The organism is Streptomyces sp. NPDC050743, from assembly GCF_044456925.1.
Lineage (GTDB): Bacteria > Actinomycetota > Actinomycetes > Streptomycetales > Streptomycetaceae > Streptomyces.
The window spans coordinates 1-15,823 of record NZ_JBITGJ010000133.1; the positions used below are offsets into that span (position 1 = coordinate 1).

Below are 15,823 nucleotides of genomic sequence, written 5' to 3' on the forward strand. Positions count from 1 at the left end.
GTCCTACATCCAGGGCCGACAACCACCCCACTCATCGCAGACCGTGACGGACAGTCAGCGGCCACCGACCCTGCACCGCTCAACTTCGAAGACCCAGCTTGCCCGCGTCCCGGAGCTTGCGCATCCCCCGGTACGGGGTCATGCCCGCGTCGGTCATGGGGGCGAGGAGCTCGGGTGCTTTCGCGGCCTCCTCGGAGACCGGGATCGCGTGGCGGCACTCCACGGCCATGTACTCGGCGAAGCCGCCCGGAGGGCCGAAGCCCACCCAGCGGCCGTTGCCGCTGCACAGCTGTTCGTTGCCTTCGCGGCACTGCCGGCATGTGCCGTCTCCCCAGCTGGGGTTTACCACGACCATGTCGCCCTCCGAGTAGCCCACCGTCGTGGGCACCGCGCTGCCCAGTCCCGCCACCCGGCCCGTGACCTCGTGACCGGGGATGTAGGGCAGATCCACCGGGAACGGGCCCTCGAAGTAGCCGGTGAGAAGCTGGTAGTCGCTTCGGCACATGCCGGTCGCGGCGACCTTGAGGAGTATCTCGTCCGGCCCGGGCTCGGGCACCGGGACCTCTTCGATCCGAAGGGGTTCCTTGTATCCGTACATCCGGGCTGCCTGCATATTCGCCATGGGAACCTCGATTTCGTGGGCAGGCGGAAAGCGGCCCGGGCCGGAGGGCGCGAGCACGCAGTCCCGGTGTCGGTCACCGCGGCCGCCGCTTCGGACCCGACCATGGTCGCGCGCCTGCGCTTGCGGTGCATCCCGTGTCGTGCTGGGTGAGTCGGTGCCGAGGGGGTGGCGTCCGGTTGGACGATGAGCATTGCCTCCGGAGGCAATAATGGGGCAAATGGGTGAATTGCCGACCCTGTGGGGTGGTCATACGGTGGATCCATGGCTATCGCAACGACGAGTCCTGTGACAGGTGAGGTCCTCAGGAGTTTCGACGAGCTGACCCCCGAGGAACTCGAAGACAAGCTCGCCAGGGCGGCGGCAGCAGCCGCCTCGTACCGGCTGACGGGCGTCGAGCAGCGGGCGGAGTGGCTCCAGCATGCCGCCGACCGTCTGGAGAAGGAGGTCGAGAGCGTCAGCGGGATGATCACCACCGAGATGGGCAAGACCTTCCGGGCGGCGGAGCAGGAAGTGGCCAAGTGCATTCATGGGCTGCGCTTCTACGCCGCCGAGGGCCCCGCGTTCCTGCGGGACCTGGAGGGCGACGGCCAACGCGTCGGCGCGAAGCAGACGTTCGTCACGTACCAGCCGATCGGTGTCGTGCTCGCGGTGATGCCGTGGAACCTGCCGCTGTGGCAGGCCATGCGGTTCGCCGCACCCGCGCTGATGGCGGGGAACGTGGGTCTGCTCAAGCACGCCTCGAACGTGCCGCAGTGCGCCCTGTACCTGGAGGAGCTCTTCCGTGACGCGGGCTTCCCGGACGACGTGTTCCAGACCCTGCTGATCTCCGCGAGAAGGGTGGAGCAGGTGCTGCGCGACCCGCGGGTGGCGGCCGCGACGCTCACGGGCAGCGAACCGGCCGGACGGTCGGTGGCCGCCATCGCCGGCGACGAGATCAAGAAGGTGGTCCTCGAACTCGGCGGCTCCGACCCGTTCATCGTCATGCCCTCCACGAACCTGGAGCAGGCCACCGATGTCGCGGTCAAGGCACGGACCCTGAACAACGGGCAGTCCTGCATCAACGGCAAGCGCTTCTTCGTGCACGAGGACATCGGTGACGCGTTCATCGAGATGTTCGTGGCGAAGATGGGCGCGCTGGTGATGGGCGACCCGATGGACGAGGGCACCGATGTCGGACCGCTGGCCACCGAGTCCGGCCGGCGGGACGTGGAGTCCTACGTCGACGACGCCGTCGCCAAGGGCGCGACGGTGCTGCTGGGCGGCGAACGCCCGGACGGGCCCGGCTGGTTCTACCCGCCCACCGTGCTGACCGGCATCACCCCGGAGATGCGGATGTACCACGAGGAGGTCTTCGGCCCGGTGGCGCAGGTGTGGACCGTCTCCTCCCTGGAGGAGGCCCTGCGGGAAGCCAACGGCCACCCCTACGGCCTCGGGTCGAATCTGTGGAGCGAGGACGAGGCCGAACGCGAACTCTTCGTCCGCGACGTCCAGTCGGGCATGGCGTTCATCAACGGCAACACGACCAGCTACCCCGAGATCCCCTTCGGCGGCGTCAAACGGAGCGGCTACGGACGTGAGTTGTCCGACCTCGGCATGCGCGAGTTCATGAACGCCAAGACCGTCTGGATCGGCCAGGACGCCTGAACCGGACAGGGAACGGGCGGCCTGTCGAGAACGGGGGCCTGCGCACCGCCCGCCGTTTGCCGCCGCGCGCGTGTCCGCCGAGCGTATGGAGGTCCCCCCGATGAGTGGTATGAACCAGACGGCGCCGTCTGATCAGGAAAGGGATCAGGGAGGGCCCGTGGTCGCGGTGCTCGGCACCGGCACCATGGGGGATGCCATGGCGCGCAACATCGCGGCGGCGGGACTGGGCCTGCGCGCGTGGAACCGCAACCGCGCCGCCGCCGAACCACTGGCCGCCGTCGGAGCCGCCGTGTGCGACACGCCGGCCGAGGCCTGCCGCGGCGCCGACGTCGTACTGACCGCGCTCGCGAACGAGAAGGTGGTCGCCGACGTGATGGACCAGGCCCACGAGGGCCTGGGCGGCCACACGGTGTGGGTGCAGACGTGCACGGTCTCCCCGGACGGGTCTCGCCGTCTCGCGGAACAGGCGACCCGCCTGAACGTCGCGTACGTCGAAGCCCCCCTCCTCGGCACCAAGGAACCGGCCGTGGCCGGCACTCTGACCATCCTGGCTGCCTCCCCCCAGCAGGAGGCACGGCAGGAGGTGCGACCGGTCCTGGAGGCGGTCGGCACACGCACCGTGTGGCTCGACGAGGTCGGCCAACCCAGCAGCCTCAAACTTGCCTACAACGCCTGGGTACTCGCTACCGTCGAGGGCATCGCGGAGTCCCTCACCCTCGCCGACGCCCTGGGGGTGGATCCACGCTTGGTCATCGACGTCCTCGACGGCAGCGGCCTCAACAGCTCGTACGTGCAGAGCAAGGGCCCGAAGATGATCGACGACGACCTCGACACGCCCTCCTTCCCCCTCGAAGCGGCGGCCAAGGACGCCGGCCTGATCACCGACACCGCCCGTGCCGCCGGCCTGCACCTGGGCATCGCGGAAGTCGTACGCGAACGCCTCCGTCTCGCGGCCGACGACGGACTCGGCCGCGCGGACGTCGCCGCGACCTACCGCATGTCCCGCCAGGCCGCATCCTGACCTGGCCGTCCCCTCGAGAGAGGCTGGAGAAACGATGACCCATGCCGGCCTGGCCGCCGCACGTTCGAGCACGGCACAACTCGCCGAAATCATCCCTCAGTTGGACGACGGACAGTGGGAGCTGCCGTCTGCGTGCGCCGGCTGGCGCGTCATCGACGTGGTGGCCCACCTCGCGGCCCTCGCCTCCGAGGCGGTGGACCCTCCACCGCCCGACCCCTCACTGCCGAAGAACCGCGAGCGCTACCACGACCTGCGCGTGGACGAACGCCGTGGCTGGAGCCATGCCGAAGTCCTCGACGAGTGGCGGCGCAGCACCCCCCGGCAGCTGGACCTGCTGGCAGCGGCCCAGGAACCACCCGGCGCGGACGAGCCCGTCGAGGTGGCCGGACTCGGGACGTATCCGCGCCATCTCCTGGCGAACACCATGGCGTTCAACGTCTTCTGCCACCTGCGCAACGACCTGCTCGCCCCGGACGGCCCGCTCCCGTTCACCCTGCCGGAACCGACCGACGACCAGGTCGCCCCCGCCATCGAGTTCATGCTCGCCGGCCTCCCCCAGATGCAGGGGCCCGAACTCACCGCCACCGTCAGCCGGCCCCTCGTCCTCGACCTGACGGGGCCGGGCGCCACCACCGTCACGATCCTCCCCGCGACCGCACCGGACGGACAGCTGACCGTGACACCCGGCGCGGACGCCGCCGCCCCCCGGATCCACAGCACCGCCCTCGACTTCATCGCCTGGGCCACCACCCGCAAACCCTGGCGCGACCACTGCCGCATCACGGGCGACGCGTCCGCCGCGACCCCGTTCCTCGACCACCTCGACATCATTTAGCGGATCTCCCGTGACGTCGGTCCCGGCCTGTTGGTCTCGGCGCGCCATTCGCAAGGCGCTGGTGTTCTATCCAGCTGGACACTCGCCGCCGCAGAATCAGGGCCATCCGCCCGGACCTTGGCGCGACTGAGTGCTGCACGTCCCTTGAGTTCTTGCACTTCGAGAAGGAATGGGACGAAGAGTGCAGCAGCGTGAAGTACGGCAGGATCCTCTCCGGGAAACCGGCAGAGCCCGGAAATCCCTTCCTTCGGGCATCGGCTGGACCGGCCTGCTGACTGCTCATATGCGGGCCGTCGAGAGCCGCAGGAAGGACCGTCTCTTCGACGATCCGCTGGCCGTTGCGACGGTCGACCTCGTGCACGGAACCATCCGTACAGATCCGGATGCCGCGCTCCCGACCGGGCCCGACCGGGACAGCGGTGACCTCACCGAGGCGTGGTACATGCTGGCGACCTACCTGGGAGTCCGCACCCGCTTCTACGACGAACGCGTTCTCGCCGCCGCTGCGGCAGGGATACGCCAAGTGGTCATCGTCGCGGCTGGATTCGACTCGCGAGCCGTCCGCCTGGGCCTGCCGGCCGACACCACGGTCTACGAGGTGGACACCGAGCCCGTGCTGCGGTTCAAGGAAGCGGTCATGGACGCCGCCCGGCTGGCGCCCAGCGGCGGACGGCGGCCGGTCGCCGCCGACCTGCGCGGCCCCTGGGCGGAAGCGCTGACCGCAAGTGGTTTCGATCCCCTCCGCCCCACCATGTGGCTCATCGAGGGGCTGTCCATGTACCTGTCACCCGAGGACTCCGACCGTCTGCTCGACACCGTGACGCGCCTGAGCGCCCACGGCAGCCGTCTGGCACTCGAATACTTCGACAGCACTCCCCGCCAGGACGACGTGGCCACTGTCGACGAGACCGAGTCCGCGGTCATCGGGCGCATCGTGAGCTTCTTCCAGGACGGGCCGGCCCTGCGCCCCGCCCCATGGCTGGAGGCGCACGGCTGGGAGCCGGACGTCACAACGATCGCCGACGAGATCGCCTCGCACGGCAGGGACGTACCACCGATGTTCCAGCGGGGCCGCCCGCGCGAGATCACCCTCTGGCTGGCGCACGGCCGGCTGCGCTGACCAAGGAAGGACATGACGTGAGCAACTGGGGAGCCGATGGTTGGGCGGTCGCGCCCGGCAAGGGCGTGCGAGTGGAGCCCGGCGGCAACCACTGGCTCGAGGTGATCGTGCGCGGCAAGGAGGTCGATGACGCCTTGAGGGTGTTCGTCTTCACCCATGACGTGATCACCGAGAACCCACCGCATGCTCACCACGACTTCATGAAGATCATCTACGTACTGGAGGGCCATTACGACTTCCGGGTCGGCGATGCGACCTTCTCCGGGGGGCCGGGCACCGTGGTCGTGGTACCCAAGGGGAGCTACCACACTTTCACGACTCCCATCGGCGGGCGGGCACTGTTCGTCTCGTCGCCGGCCGGCAACGAGGAGCTCTTCCTCGAAATGGGTGAGCTGGGCCCGCAGCCCACTCCGGAACAGTTGGCAGACCTCAATGCCCGGTTCCACACCACCGGATTGGGAGACGAAGAGGCTTCCTGGCGGCAGATGCACAGCGAGGGCTGATCAAACCGCGCCCGAGTGCAACGAATAGGCGCTCTCCGACAATAGCTTGTGCCCTTCGCTGGCTAGTATGGCTCCGTATTCGAAAGCGATCGAGGTCTGACTCCAAAGTGTTCCACAGGAAATCGGGCCGCCCCAGTCGCGATTTCGGGCACGACTTGTCCGGCAGGCGAAGAATGACTCCATCACAGCGATTCCGAGGTGCGTTATGCCTTTCGTGACCGTCGGCCAGGAGAACTCTGCACCGATCGAGCTGTATTACGAAGACCACGGGTCGGGCAGGCCCGTCGTACTGATCCACGGCTTCCCGCTCAGCGGCCGGGCCTGGGAGCGTCAGGAACGCGCCCTCCTGGCGGCCGGACGCCGGGTCGTCACCTACGACCGGCGTGGTTTCGGCCGCTCGAGCCAGCCCGTCACCGGCTACGACTACGACACCTTCGCCGCCGACCTGGACAAGCTTCTGACCGCCCTGGACCTGCGGGACCTCGATCTCGTCGGGCACTCCATGGGCGCCGGCGAGGTCGCCCGCTACCTGGGCACCTTCGGGTCCGGTCGGGTGCGGCGGGCCGCGATCATCTCCGGGGTGACGCCATACCTGCTCAAGACCCCCGAAACACGCGAGGGGGTGCCCCAGGAGGTCTTCGACCAGATCGCGGCGGCCCTGACCGCGGACCGGGCGGCGTACTTCACGGAGTGGAACAAGAACTTCTTCAACCTCGACGTGACACTCGGCAGCCGGATCAGCGCCGAGGCCGTGCAGGACGCGTGGAACACGGCGGTCGGCGCGTCACCCGTCGGAACCGTCGCCTGCATGGCCACGTGGCACACCGACTTCCGTGCAGACCTGTCGAAGATCGACATTCCGGTACTGATCCTGCACGGTACCGAGGACCGGGCCTTGCCGATCGAGGCCTGCGGTCCACGCTCGGCCGAGCTCATCCCTTCGAACGAGTACGTGGCCATCGAGGGAGCCGGCCACGGTCTGTGCTGGACGCACGCCGACGACGTCAACGCCCAGTTGCTCAGGTTCTTCGCCGATCAGGGGCGGCCTGATCACGGCGAACGGCCGAAGGCAAGCCATGGCTGAGGGAATGGGGCCAACCATCACTGGCCTTGACCACCGGTCCTTCACCGTCACGAACCTGGAAGACAGCCTGGAAACCTGGATGACGTGGCTGGACGAGTTTGGGGATCGAGCACACTCCGATCAGAGATGAAAAGGAACCGTTCGTGTACTCGGCGGCCGTATTCCGTGACTCGGACAAAATCCGACTCGAATTCGCCGCCGTCGGCTGGACGGGGAAACCGAAGGCACCGGGATAAAGCGGCGTCGAGGCCCGGCGACCTCCCGGGAATTCGGCGACGACGCTTTGTCCACCACAGCCCGCGGAGTGATGTCGCGAGATTCTGAGTTCACTCGAATGGCCCCTGCGCCAGGACGAGCCGTCAGGTGCCGTCGAATATGGAATCCCGGGCGTCGTCCGACGTCCCCGCACTGAAGGACCGGCATGCGAATATCCCGCGAGTCCCTCCGTATCGTGCACACGGCCCGTTGGGCTGCGGCTCTTCTGGCCGTATCGGGAATCACCTCCGCACTGACAGTCGAGACGGCGCAGGCCGGTGGTCCGGGCGGCGATCCCGGCCGGGAGAAGCCCACCATCGTGCTCGTGCACGGCGCCTTCGCCGACGCGTCCAGCTGGAACGGGGTCGTGCAGCGGCTCCAGCACAACGGCTACACGGTGGACGCGCCGGCCAACCCGCTCCGCGGCATTCCCCAGGACTCGGCCTACCTCGCGAGCTTCCTGAAGTCCGTCAAGGGACCGATCGTCCTGGTCGGCCACTCCTACGGCGGAGAGGTGATCTCCCAGGCCGCCACCGGAAACGACAACGTCAAGGCCCTCGTCTACATCAACGCGATCATGCCGGACACGGGAGAGTCCTTCTCCAGCCTGTCCGCGAAGTTCCCGGCCGCCCCGCTCGCCAAGGCCCTGAAGCAGGTGCCCTTCAGCAACGGTGACGGCACCACCGGCACGGACGTCTACGTACAGCCGGACAAACTGCACCAGGTCTTCGCCGCCGACCTGCCCACCAGCCAGACCAACCTCATGGGAGCCACCCAGCGCCCGATCGCGCTGTCGGCGTTCGCGGCCAAGCTCACCGGCGCCGCCTGGCGGAACAAGCCTGTGTACGTCCTCGTCGGCAGGCAGGACCAGGCGATCAACCCGGCCCTGGAGCTGTTCGAGGCGAAGCGCGCGAACGCCCGTAAGACAGTGGAGATCAACTCCTCGCACGTGTCCCTCGTTTCCCATCCGCAGGCGGTCAAGAACCTGATCGTCGACGCCGCCGAGGACTATATGCGGAAGAAGTGAAATGAGGTGGCTTTACGAGGGTCCATCGGCTTGCTGACGGGCCCTCATGCTCCTTCAGGCTAGGCCCGCTCAAAGGTGCCGTACAACGTCGCTCTCGCAATTCCGTGGCTGAATAGGAGGAACTCCAGGTAGGCAGGGGTCGTTGTCCCGGGCACCTCCAGTTCTTCCACGTCGACGGCGTGCACCACAAGGAAGTAGCGGTCCGGACCGTTGCCTGGAGGCGTTGCCGGTCCGAGGTATCTTCTGTAGCCGGCGTCGTTGGCCAGTGTCACCGCGCCACCCGGCAGATCCCTGCCGTCCCCCGCCCCGGCCGGAAGGTCGGTCACGGAGGCGGGCAGATTGGCCAGAGCCCAATGCCAGAAACCCGAAGCGGTAGGCACATCGGGGTCGAACATCGCCACCGTGAAGCTCCGGGTCTCCACGGGAAAACCGGACCAGCTGAGCTGCGGTGAGATGTCCGATCCGCCTGCTCCCAGGATGCCGCTCACCTGCTCACGGGCCAGTTGCTCGCCGTTGGCCACGGAATCGGAGGTCAATGAAAAGGTCCTGATCGGCGGCATGAAATCGTAGGGCCCATAGGGTTTGATCATGGCAATCCTCTGAAATATTCTACTGTCGGGGCCGCGTGTATCCTATTTCTCGGCGCCAGAATTCCATTATCCTTTTGACGCTCACATACGATACGCGTAAACCAATCGGTCGCAAGTTGCAGATTCCGAGTTTTCTGTTCACGCTTGTTATGTAAGTCTCAAACTGGCCATACTGCACCCTCCCCGGGTGGCATCTTCTAGAGGAGCACCCCATGGCCAAGATCTTGTGCGTGATGACCGGCGCAAGCTATTGGACCCTGAAGGACGGGCATCGGCACCCCACCGGCTACTGGGCCGAGGAGTTCGTGGCGCCTTACACCGTGTTCACCGATGCCGGACACGAGGTCACCGTGGCAACTCCGCGAGGTGTCATTCCCGTTGTGGACACGATGAGCCTGCGGCCCGGTATGGCGGGTGGCGAGGAGAACTCCCTCCGGGAGGAAGCCGTCATCGAGAAGGCCGAGGAGTTGCGGCACCCCATCTCCCTCAAAGACGTGCGTCTCGAGGACTATGACGCGGTCTACTACCCCGGAGGCCACGGCCCGATGGAAGACCTTTCGGTCGACCCGGACTCCGGGGCGCTCCTGCGGGAGGCACTCGCCTCCGGCAAACCCCTCGGCGTCGTGTGCCATGCCCCGGCCGCTTTCCTCGCGACCCGTGACGCGAACGGCGACACGCCCTTCGCAAACTACCGGGTGACGGGTTTCTGCAACGAGGAGGAGGCCGGTGTCGGTTTCGCCGACAAAGCAAAGTGGCTGCTGGAGGACGAGCTGAAGAAGCTGCCCACCGACTATTCGCGGGGCCCTGCCTGGGAGCCCTACACGGTCGCGGACCGCACCCTCATCACGGGCCAGAACCCGGCGTCCTCGGGCCCCCTCGCCAAGGAACTCGTCAAGGCTCTGCCCTCCTGAAAGGATCTACCGGCTCTCGGTCACAGGAGCCGCTGCCCCGCCGGGGTGAGGCCCGGCGGGGCTGACAGTGCTGAGCAAGAAGCGTCGGCGGGTGGTCGAGCTCAGCGTCCTGCCCTCTGTGACATCCGATCGCCGTAGAAGGCGCGTTCACTGCAGCCGATGACGAGCGCGTCGAAGTCCCGGTCGGAGTCGGCCATCGCGGCGAGCCCGGCGCGCCCAGGGGATGGCGCGGCTGCGCCCGGTGTCGAAGAACTCGGCGACGATCCGTCCGTGTCCGCAGACCAGGGCCTGGGCGCGTGGCAACGGCCAAGTCTGCGACGTGCCGGGGTCCTGATGGTCCTCGGTCGACACCCGGCCGTGGAGCGCAAACCGCAGGCCACTGGCGGGCGACATGTCGGGGGGAACAGGACACACCTCCAAGCGGATGTGTCGGTCCGCCCCGTCTACGGCGAGGTGGGCAGGTGCGGGGAGCGGAGCACGAGCAGGGTGATCTCGCTGGGGGCGAAGACACGGAACGGCGGGCCCCAGAAGCCGGTGCCGCGGCTGGTGTAGAGGAGGGTGCGGGGGCCGTGGTGGCTGAGGCCGGCGAGGGCGGGCTGGTCGATGCGGACCAGGTGGTGGAAGGGCCAGATCTGGCCGCCGTGGGTGTGGCCGGAGAGTTGGAGGTCGATGCCGGCGGCCGCTGCCCGGTCGATGAACTTCGGCTGGTGTGCCAGGAGCAGGACGGGCAGGTCGGGGTCGGCGCCGTTCAGGGCTCCGGCGAGGTGGGCGCGGTGGCCTGCCAGGCCGGAGGACTCGGCCGTGACGTCATCCACGCCGGCGACCACGAGGGTGTCACCCCCGCGTTCGAGCAGCAGATGGCGGTTGCGCAGCGGCTCCCAGCCCAGCTCGTCCATCAGGTCGACCCAGCCCTGGGCCTCGCTGTAGTACTCGTGGTTGCCGGTGACGTACACCCGGGCCCGGGTGGCCCGCACGGTACCTAGTGGGGCGGCCTGTGTGCGGCGGCGTTCGGCCGTGCCGTCCGCGATGTCGCCGGTGTGGCAGACCAGGTCGGCTTCCAGGGTGTTCACCGTCTCGCACACCCGTGCCGACCAGCGGGCGCGATCGAGGGGACCGTAGTGGGTGTCGGTGATGAGGACGACGCGGATGCCGTCCAACCCGGCACCCAGCCGCGGGAGTTGCACGTCGAGTCGGCGCACGCGTGGCACGCGGCGGGCTTCGGCGTACCCCCAGGCGAGTAGTACGGCGGTTACGCCGAGGACGGCCCAAGTGACGATTCGAGCCCGCTCCTGACTCTCGCCGACGCCGGCCACGGTCAGGGCGAGCCGCAACAGGACGCCGAGCAGAACGGACCAGGTGAACAGAACCCAGCTGGTGCCCAGCAGGGTGTCACCGACGATCGCCGCCCGGTCCTGCTGGCGCCGGCCGTGGCCGCGCACCATCGCGAGCGGCATACCGACGAGGCCGAGGACGAACAGGGCGGTGCCGAACAGCGTCACGGGCAGCGGCCAGTGCTGGCCGGTGTACAGGAGCACCCAGCAGGGCACGGCCCACAGCAGGACGGGGGCGATCAGGGGGATGTAGCGCATCAGGCGGTGCAGTCGGCTCGGCCGCGGCGCTTGCGCCTCACCCTCGGCGGGCCGGGCGTTGCTGGTGTCGGTCATGCTTCCCCTCCCTGACCAGGCTGCCGTCTCGCGCACTGTATCCGGTCGCCGCCTGAGACCCTGTCCCACATGGTCGTTGGTCGTTGAGCCGCACATGGGGCGGGGGGCGTGGAGTGGGATTGTTCCCGATGGCCTGGGGGAGCTTGCCAAGCCGTTGATTCCGGAGGACCGGGTACGGCCGCAGGGTGGCGGGAAGCAGAACACACCTGATGAGACGCTGTTCGCGGCCATCCTCTACGGTCGCGCGGTGCGTGGGGAGCCCGCTGAACGGTCCGACCAACGGCTTCCTGCCGGTGGATCCGGCGCGGTTATGAGCAGGGTCAGTCGGCGTCGGTGCGTGTCGATGTCCTCTGCGGCTCCCGTGGCCGGCGTGCTCGTCCGGTCGACTCACCACGGTATCGAGGATCCGATCGGCCTCACACTCAGCCCCGAGACGCAGGTCAGGCCTCGGACACCCTTCCCGTCCTTCTCGGCGACGGCCTTCAGCGCCGCGGACTCGGTCGCATCCTCGAGCGGTACACGGGCGACCTATATTGGACCGCATGAGCCGTTGGAAGGAGTTGACCGGGGGCACGTCCGGACAGGACTACGCCGCACGGTTCGCGGCCCTGGCCCGTAGCGGGAAGGATATGCACGGTGAGGCGCGGTTCTGCGCGTCACTCGTGCCCGCCGGAGCACGGGTGCTGGACGCCGGGTGCGGTACCGGCCGGGTCATGATCCGGCTCGCGCGTCTCGGGTACGAGTGTGTCGGGGTGGACCTCGATGCGTCGATGCTGGCAGTGGCCCGCAAGCAGGCGCCCGAGCTGCCCTGGTTCCAGGCCGACCTGGCCGAATTCGCGCCGGCCGCCCTCGGCGTCGCAGCCGACTTCGATCTCGTGGTCGCGGCGGGCAACATCTTCCCGCTGCTGGCCGCCGGCACCGAGGCCACGGTGGTCGAACGCCTGGCCGCGGCCCTGCGCCCGGGCGGTCTGCTGGTGGCCGGCTTCGGACTGGACGAAGCCCACCTGCCCGTGCCGCCCACCATCACGCTGGCCGAGTACGACGACTGCTGCGCCACGGCCGGCCTCACGCTCGTCGACCGCTTCGCCACCTGGGACGCCGACCCCTACGACGGCGGCGGCTACGCCGTCAGCGTCCACCGCCGCTGAGCTGCACCACGAGGCGTCCTTGCGCCACCACGGCCGTATCAGTCACTTGCGCGTAGTCGATCCACTCGATGACGACGGCCGGGTCGGCTCCGGAGCCGAGGGCGGCCTGGTAGCGAGCGAGGCGCCGCTCGCATTCCTTGATCGCCTGGCGGGCTCAACGCGTCGCAAGTGAAGCTCGGAAAGGGAGAGACGACGACGCTGGACGTCGCCCTGCGGAAGGTCTGGTTCCGCGCTGCCGAGAGGGCCCGGGCGGTCTCATCGCCGGGGCCCTCTCCCGTGTGCCGTCAGGTCTGTGCCCGACTTATGGGTAGCTGACCAGGTAGGCCACGTTGTTGCTGGGGGTGACCTGGCTGCCGGTGTTGTCGATGACGTGGTTGATGGTGCCGGCGCCGCCCAGGACCGTGGTAACCATGCTGTGGAACTTCACCGTGGACGTGGTGGGCACCTCGATGGCATGGCCGAGTACCACGGAGGGGTTGTCGCGGAGATAGGCGTAGACACCCACCCCCCATGCCTCGTGCGCAGCGACCGAGTTGGCCACCTTGTACGAGGCGTAGCCGAGGTCGCCTCCGCTGGTCGTCCAGCTGGACTGGTCGGGCACGTCGTAAGGGGTCTCGCTCTGGTAGAAGTACGTGCGGCCGCCGTTGCCGTTCCAGGTGGTCTGGTACCTCTGGTAGTGCTCGACCGCCAGGCCGTACATGGTGACGTTGTTGCCGTTGACGATCAGCCCGTTGACGGCCGGGTTGGTCGTCCAGCCGACGCCGTTGGTGTGGTCCGCCCGCCACAGCCACAGGTCGTCGCCGATGACGTCGTTGCTGTTGATCACCAATGTCTGGGTGGCCTTGCCGGCGATGTCGCCGCCGATGCGGAAGAACACGTCGTGGAGCACGATCGGGTCGGTGGTGTGAGCGGCGGTCGAGCCGGCCGGGCCGACCTGCATGAGCGTGCTGGAGTTGGTGGTGTTCGCGCTGATCAGCAGCCCGGCGATGTCGATGCCGTCGACGTCGGCGGTGGTGATCGCGGTGACGCCGTTGTCCGGCACGAGGGTGGCCAGGCCCAGTCCGAGGACCACGGTGTCGGGGCGAGTGATGTTGAGCGGGGAGGACAGGTGGTAGACGCCTGGGGTGACGATCAGGTTCTTGCCCGCGGCGAGCGCGTTGTTGATCGTCGTGGCGGTGTCACCGGGCTTGACGATGTAGAACTGGCTGATCGGCAGGGAGGTGCCCGGAGCGGTGCCGTTGATCCAGTCCGGGCCCTGGACATTGGTGCGCACCGAGGGGACGAACACCTGCCAGTTGCCCGAGCCGTCGACGTAGATGAACGGCTTCTCGCGCATCACGGGGCTCTGGGCGACGGTGGTGTACTGCGGGTTGGGGAAGCTGGTCGCCGGGGCGCCGGTGTCGCCGACGAAGACCATGTTCCAGTTGTGCCCGCTCCAGCCGCCGTCCATGGCGGTGTCCTGGGTGAGGAACTGCTGCTGGGTCCCGGAGTTGATCTGGCCGGAGATCCGGGAGTCGCCGATGTAGCCGCCACTGGACCAGTTGGTGCTGGTGCCGTGGGTGTCGTCCCACAGCTTCATGCTGCCGTGCACGTCCATGCGCCGGAACGGGTCGGCCTGCGAGACGGCCCACATGGTGCTTCCCGAGCTGGGACTCACCGACATGTTCTCGACATCGCGCCAGAAGTTCTGGGTGGCGTTGCCGTCGCTGAGGTGACCCTCGACGTGCACGCCGCCGCCCGTGATCGACACCTGGTCCGGTGACAGACCCAGCCCCGAGACCTGGGTGTAGTAGCCGACGGGTATGTCCACGTTGTACGTGCCGGGGGTGAACAGCAGGGCGTTGCGCTGGGTGCCGAACTCGTTGGTCTGCTGGGTGCTGTAGACCGAGTTGATCTTCGACTGGATGGTGGACGCCGGCATCGACGGATCGAACACGGTCACATTGGGGCCGAAGTCCGGTGTGTTGGGCGGCGGTGCGATGCCGTCGGAGATCGTGAAGGACTGAGCGCCGGTGCCGTTGCAGGTGTACTGCTGCAGCTGGACGCTGTCGGCGGTGGACGCCGCCGGCACATCGAGGCACTTGCCGCTGTTGCGGTTGACGAAGTGGTACGTCCCGGAGGCCTCGGCGACCGGCAGCCACTGCTGGTTGGCGCCGCCGCCGTAGGTCCACAGCTGGGTCAGCGCGCCGTCGGCCGTGGAGACGTCGGTCTCGTCCCAGACCTGATTCGGCGCGGAGGCCACGCCGATCCGGTAGTAGCCGCTGTCGGTCGCGGTGAACTGCCAGGACTGGGCGCCGGTGCCGTTGCAGGTGTACTGCTGCACGGCGGTTCCGTTGCCGGTGGCCGCGGCACGTGCGTCCACGCACTTGCCGCTGTTGGCGTTGACGACGGTGGTGGGGGTGGTGGGGATGGTCGCGGCGCTGGCACCGGGGGCGGAGACCAGCGCGATGCCGGCGGCGGCCGGCAGCAGGAGGGCGGTGGTGAGGGCGGCTGTGCGTCTGCGGTGACGGTGGGCTCGGACGAGCACAGCGAGAACGTTTGTCACGCGTGTCTCCTAGTTCGCCTGATGGGCGAGATGTTGATCGGACGTTAGGCGCCACCCGACGAGCCGTCAATATACGACGAAAGAAAAGCCGTGAACTATGTTCCGCGCAAGCAACGGCCAGTGTCCGCGGGCGCCGTGGCGCCCGCGGACCTTACGGCAACCGACCGCCGACCCTCGACGCCGTCGACCTCGCCCAGGCAAGCGGCAGCGTCCACGGCGCCGCCGTCGTCGGCACCCACCACACCGTCACCTTCAACGGCAGCGCCTCCGTCACCATCCCCAAGAGGCAGAGCTGAGTGAGTGAAGGTGTGGCCATTCCAGTGCCAGGTCAGGGTGCGGTGGATCGAGGGGCCGCTCGCGTGGGAGTCGGTCGGGGCGTAGTACGTCATGCCGGTTACCAAGGCGCCGCCGCGGATTGAGAAGTGGCTCGGGTCGTACTCAGGCGGGAGCGGTTGTCTGGGCTCGGCCGGCACCTGCGGGAGTACGCTCACGGCCTTTCCGCCAGATCCGAAGACCTGGACTTCTTCGACGCGGAAGTTGCTGGGCTGTGGTGTGCAGGACAGGAGCACAGCCGATTCGTCGGTGCCGTCACCGGTCAGGTCGCCGGTGGCGAGAGCCTCCACGGCTACATGGAAGCTATCGTAGTCGCTGATGCCCGTGTCCGGGGCCTCGCCCTTGCCGTTGCCGTTGCCGTTCTTGAGGGCCACGTTGAAGGCTCCCCTCCCTGAAGGGAGGGGATGCGTCGCCCTCCAGGGCTGAGCGGGGATTTACGGCTCAGGCCGCCACCGGAGCCGGCGGCTCAGGTGGTCTTACGCCCTCGGCACCGTCCGGGTTCCAACCTGCCCGGACCAGCA

At 68.0% G+C, this 15,823-nt stretch carries 14 protein-coding genes and 1 pseudogene; 10 read left to right on the forward strand and 5 right to left on the reverse strand.

The annotated features are described in order from the left end of the window. Window positions 1-79 precede the first annotated feature (79 nt). Window positions 80-622, reverse strand: coding sequence for an alcohol dehydrogenase catalytic domain-containing protein (locus tag ACIBJF_RS46965; protein ID WP_399183820.1), 543 nt, complete (start codon window positions 620-622; stop codon window positions 80-82). Between the two features lie 261 nt (window positions 623-883). Between ACIBJF_RS46965 and ACIBJF_RS46970 the strand changes: the two genes are divergently transcribed. From ACIBJF_RS46970 to ACIBJF_RS47000, 7 genes are all read left to right on the forward strand, one after another. Then, a complete protein-coding gene (locus tag ACIBJF_RS46970; RefSeq protein ID WP_385310436.1) occupies window positions 884-2,266 on the forward strand; it encodes an NADP-dependent succinic semialdehyde dehydrogenase in 1,383 nt (460 codons plus the stop codon). Window positions 2,267-2,423: 157 nt separating this feature from the next. Next, window positions 2,424-3,287 (forward strand): NAD(P)-dependent oxidoreductase, encoded by an 864-nt coding sequence (locus tag ACIBJF_RS46975; protein WP_399183823.1) that lies wholly within the window; start codon window positions 2,424-2,426, stop codon window positions 3,285-3,287. A 34-nt stretch (window positions 3,288-3,321) separates the two neighbouring features. Next, a complete protein-coding gene (locus tag ACIBJF_RS46980) occupies window positions 3,322-4,122 on the forward strand; it encodes a maleylpyruvate isomerase family mycothiol-dependent enzyme (protein ID WP_228620870.1) in 801 nt (266 codons plus the stop codon). 169 nt (window positions 4,123-4,291) lie between these two features. Continuing rightward, a complete protein-coding gene (locus tag ACIBJF_RS46985) occupies window positions 4,292-5,242 on the forward strand; it encodes an SAM-dependent methyltransferase (protein WP_399183825.1) in 951 nt (316 codons plus the stop codon). Window positions 5,243-5,259: 17 nt separating this feature from the next. Then, window positions 5,260-5,745 (forward strand): cupin domain-containing protein, encoded by a 486-nt coding sequence (locus ACIBJF_RS46990; protein WP_399183827.1) that lies wholly within the window; start codon window positions 5,260-5,262, stop codon window positions 5,743-5,745. Between the two features lie 205 nt (window positions 5,746-5,950). Continuing rightward, entirely contained in the window at window positions 5,951-6,829 is an 879-nt protein-coding gene (locus tag ACIBJF_RS46995) for an alpha/beta fold hydrolase (protein ID WP_399183829.1), read from the forward strand. A gap of 421 nt (window positions 6,830-7,250) precedes the next feature. Beyond that, window positions 7,251-8,111 carry an alpha/beta fold hydrolase gene (locus ACIBJF_RS47000; protein WP_399183831.1) on the forward strand — a complete coding sequence of 287 codons (861 nt, stop codon included), beginning with the start codon at window positions 7,251-7,253 and terminating at the stop codon, window positions 8,109-8,111. A gap of 59 nt (window positions 8,112-8,170) precedes the next feature. Here ACIBJF_RS47000 and ACIBJF_RS47005 read toward each other — a convergent pair whose 3' ends face one another. After that, on the reverse strand, window positions 8,171-8,701 hold the full coding sequence (locus ACIBJF_RS47005) for a YbhB/YbcL family Raf kinase inhibitor-like protein (RefSeq protein WP_399183833.1): 531 nt from the start codon (window positions 8,699-8,701) through the stop codon (window positions 8,171-8,173). 212 nt (window positions 8,702-8,913) lie between these two features. On the opposite strand from ACIBJF_RS47005, the gene ACIBJF_RS47010 reads away from it, so the two are divergent. Then, window positions 8,914-9,612: a type 1 glutamine amidotransferase domain-containing protein gene (locus ACIBJF_RS47010; protein ID WP_399183835.1), complete on the forward strand. Its 699-nt coding sequence runs from the start codon at window positions 8,914-8,916 to the stop codon at window positions 9,610-9,612. A 443-nt stretch (window positions 9,613-10,055) separates the two neighbouring features. Here the strand turns inward: ACIBJF_RS47010 and ACIBJF_RS47015 are convergent, their stop codons facing one another. After that, entirely contained in the window at window positions 10,056-11,276 is a 1,221-nt protein-coding gene (locus tag ACIBJF_RS47015; protein ID WP_399183837.1) for a metallophosphoesterase, read from the reverse strand. A 94-nt stretch (window positions 11,277-11,370) separates the two neighbouring features. Between ACIBJF_RS47015 and ACIBJF_RS47020 the strand changes: the two are divergent. Beyond that, window positions 11,371-11,514 (forward strand): annotated as a pseudogene (locus ACIBJF_RS47020) (IS5/IS1182 family transposase); the annotation flags it as partial. Window positions 11,515-11,818: 304 nt separating this feature from the next. Continuing rightward, window positions 11,819-12,424, forward strand: coding sequence for a class I SAM-dependent methyltransferase (locus tag ACIBJF_RS47025; protein WP_399183839.1), 606 nt, complete (start codon window positions 11,819-11,821; stop codon window positions 12,422-12,424). Between the two features lie 301 nt (window positions 12,425-12,725). Here the strand turns inward: ACIBJF_RS47025 and ACIBJF_RS47030 are convergent, their stop codons facing one another. Together ACIBJF_RS47030 and ACIBJF_RS47035 are read right to left on the reverse strand one after the other, a co-directional pair. Beyond that, on the reverse strand, window positions 12,726-14,969 hold the full coding sequence (locus ACIBJF_RS47030) for an RICIN domain-containing protein (protein ID WP_399183841.1): 2,244 nt from the start codon (window positions 14,967-14,969) through the stop codon (window positions 12,726-12,728). 95 nt (window positions 14,970-15,064) lie between these two features. Beyond that, a complete protein-coding gene (locus ACIBJF_RS47035; protein ID WP_399183843.1) occupies window positions 15,065-15,676 on the reverse strand; it encodes a hypothetical protein in 612 nt (203 codons plus the stop codon). Window positions 15,677-15,823 lie beyond the last annotated feature (147 nt).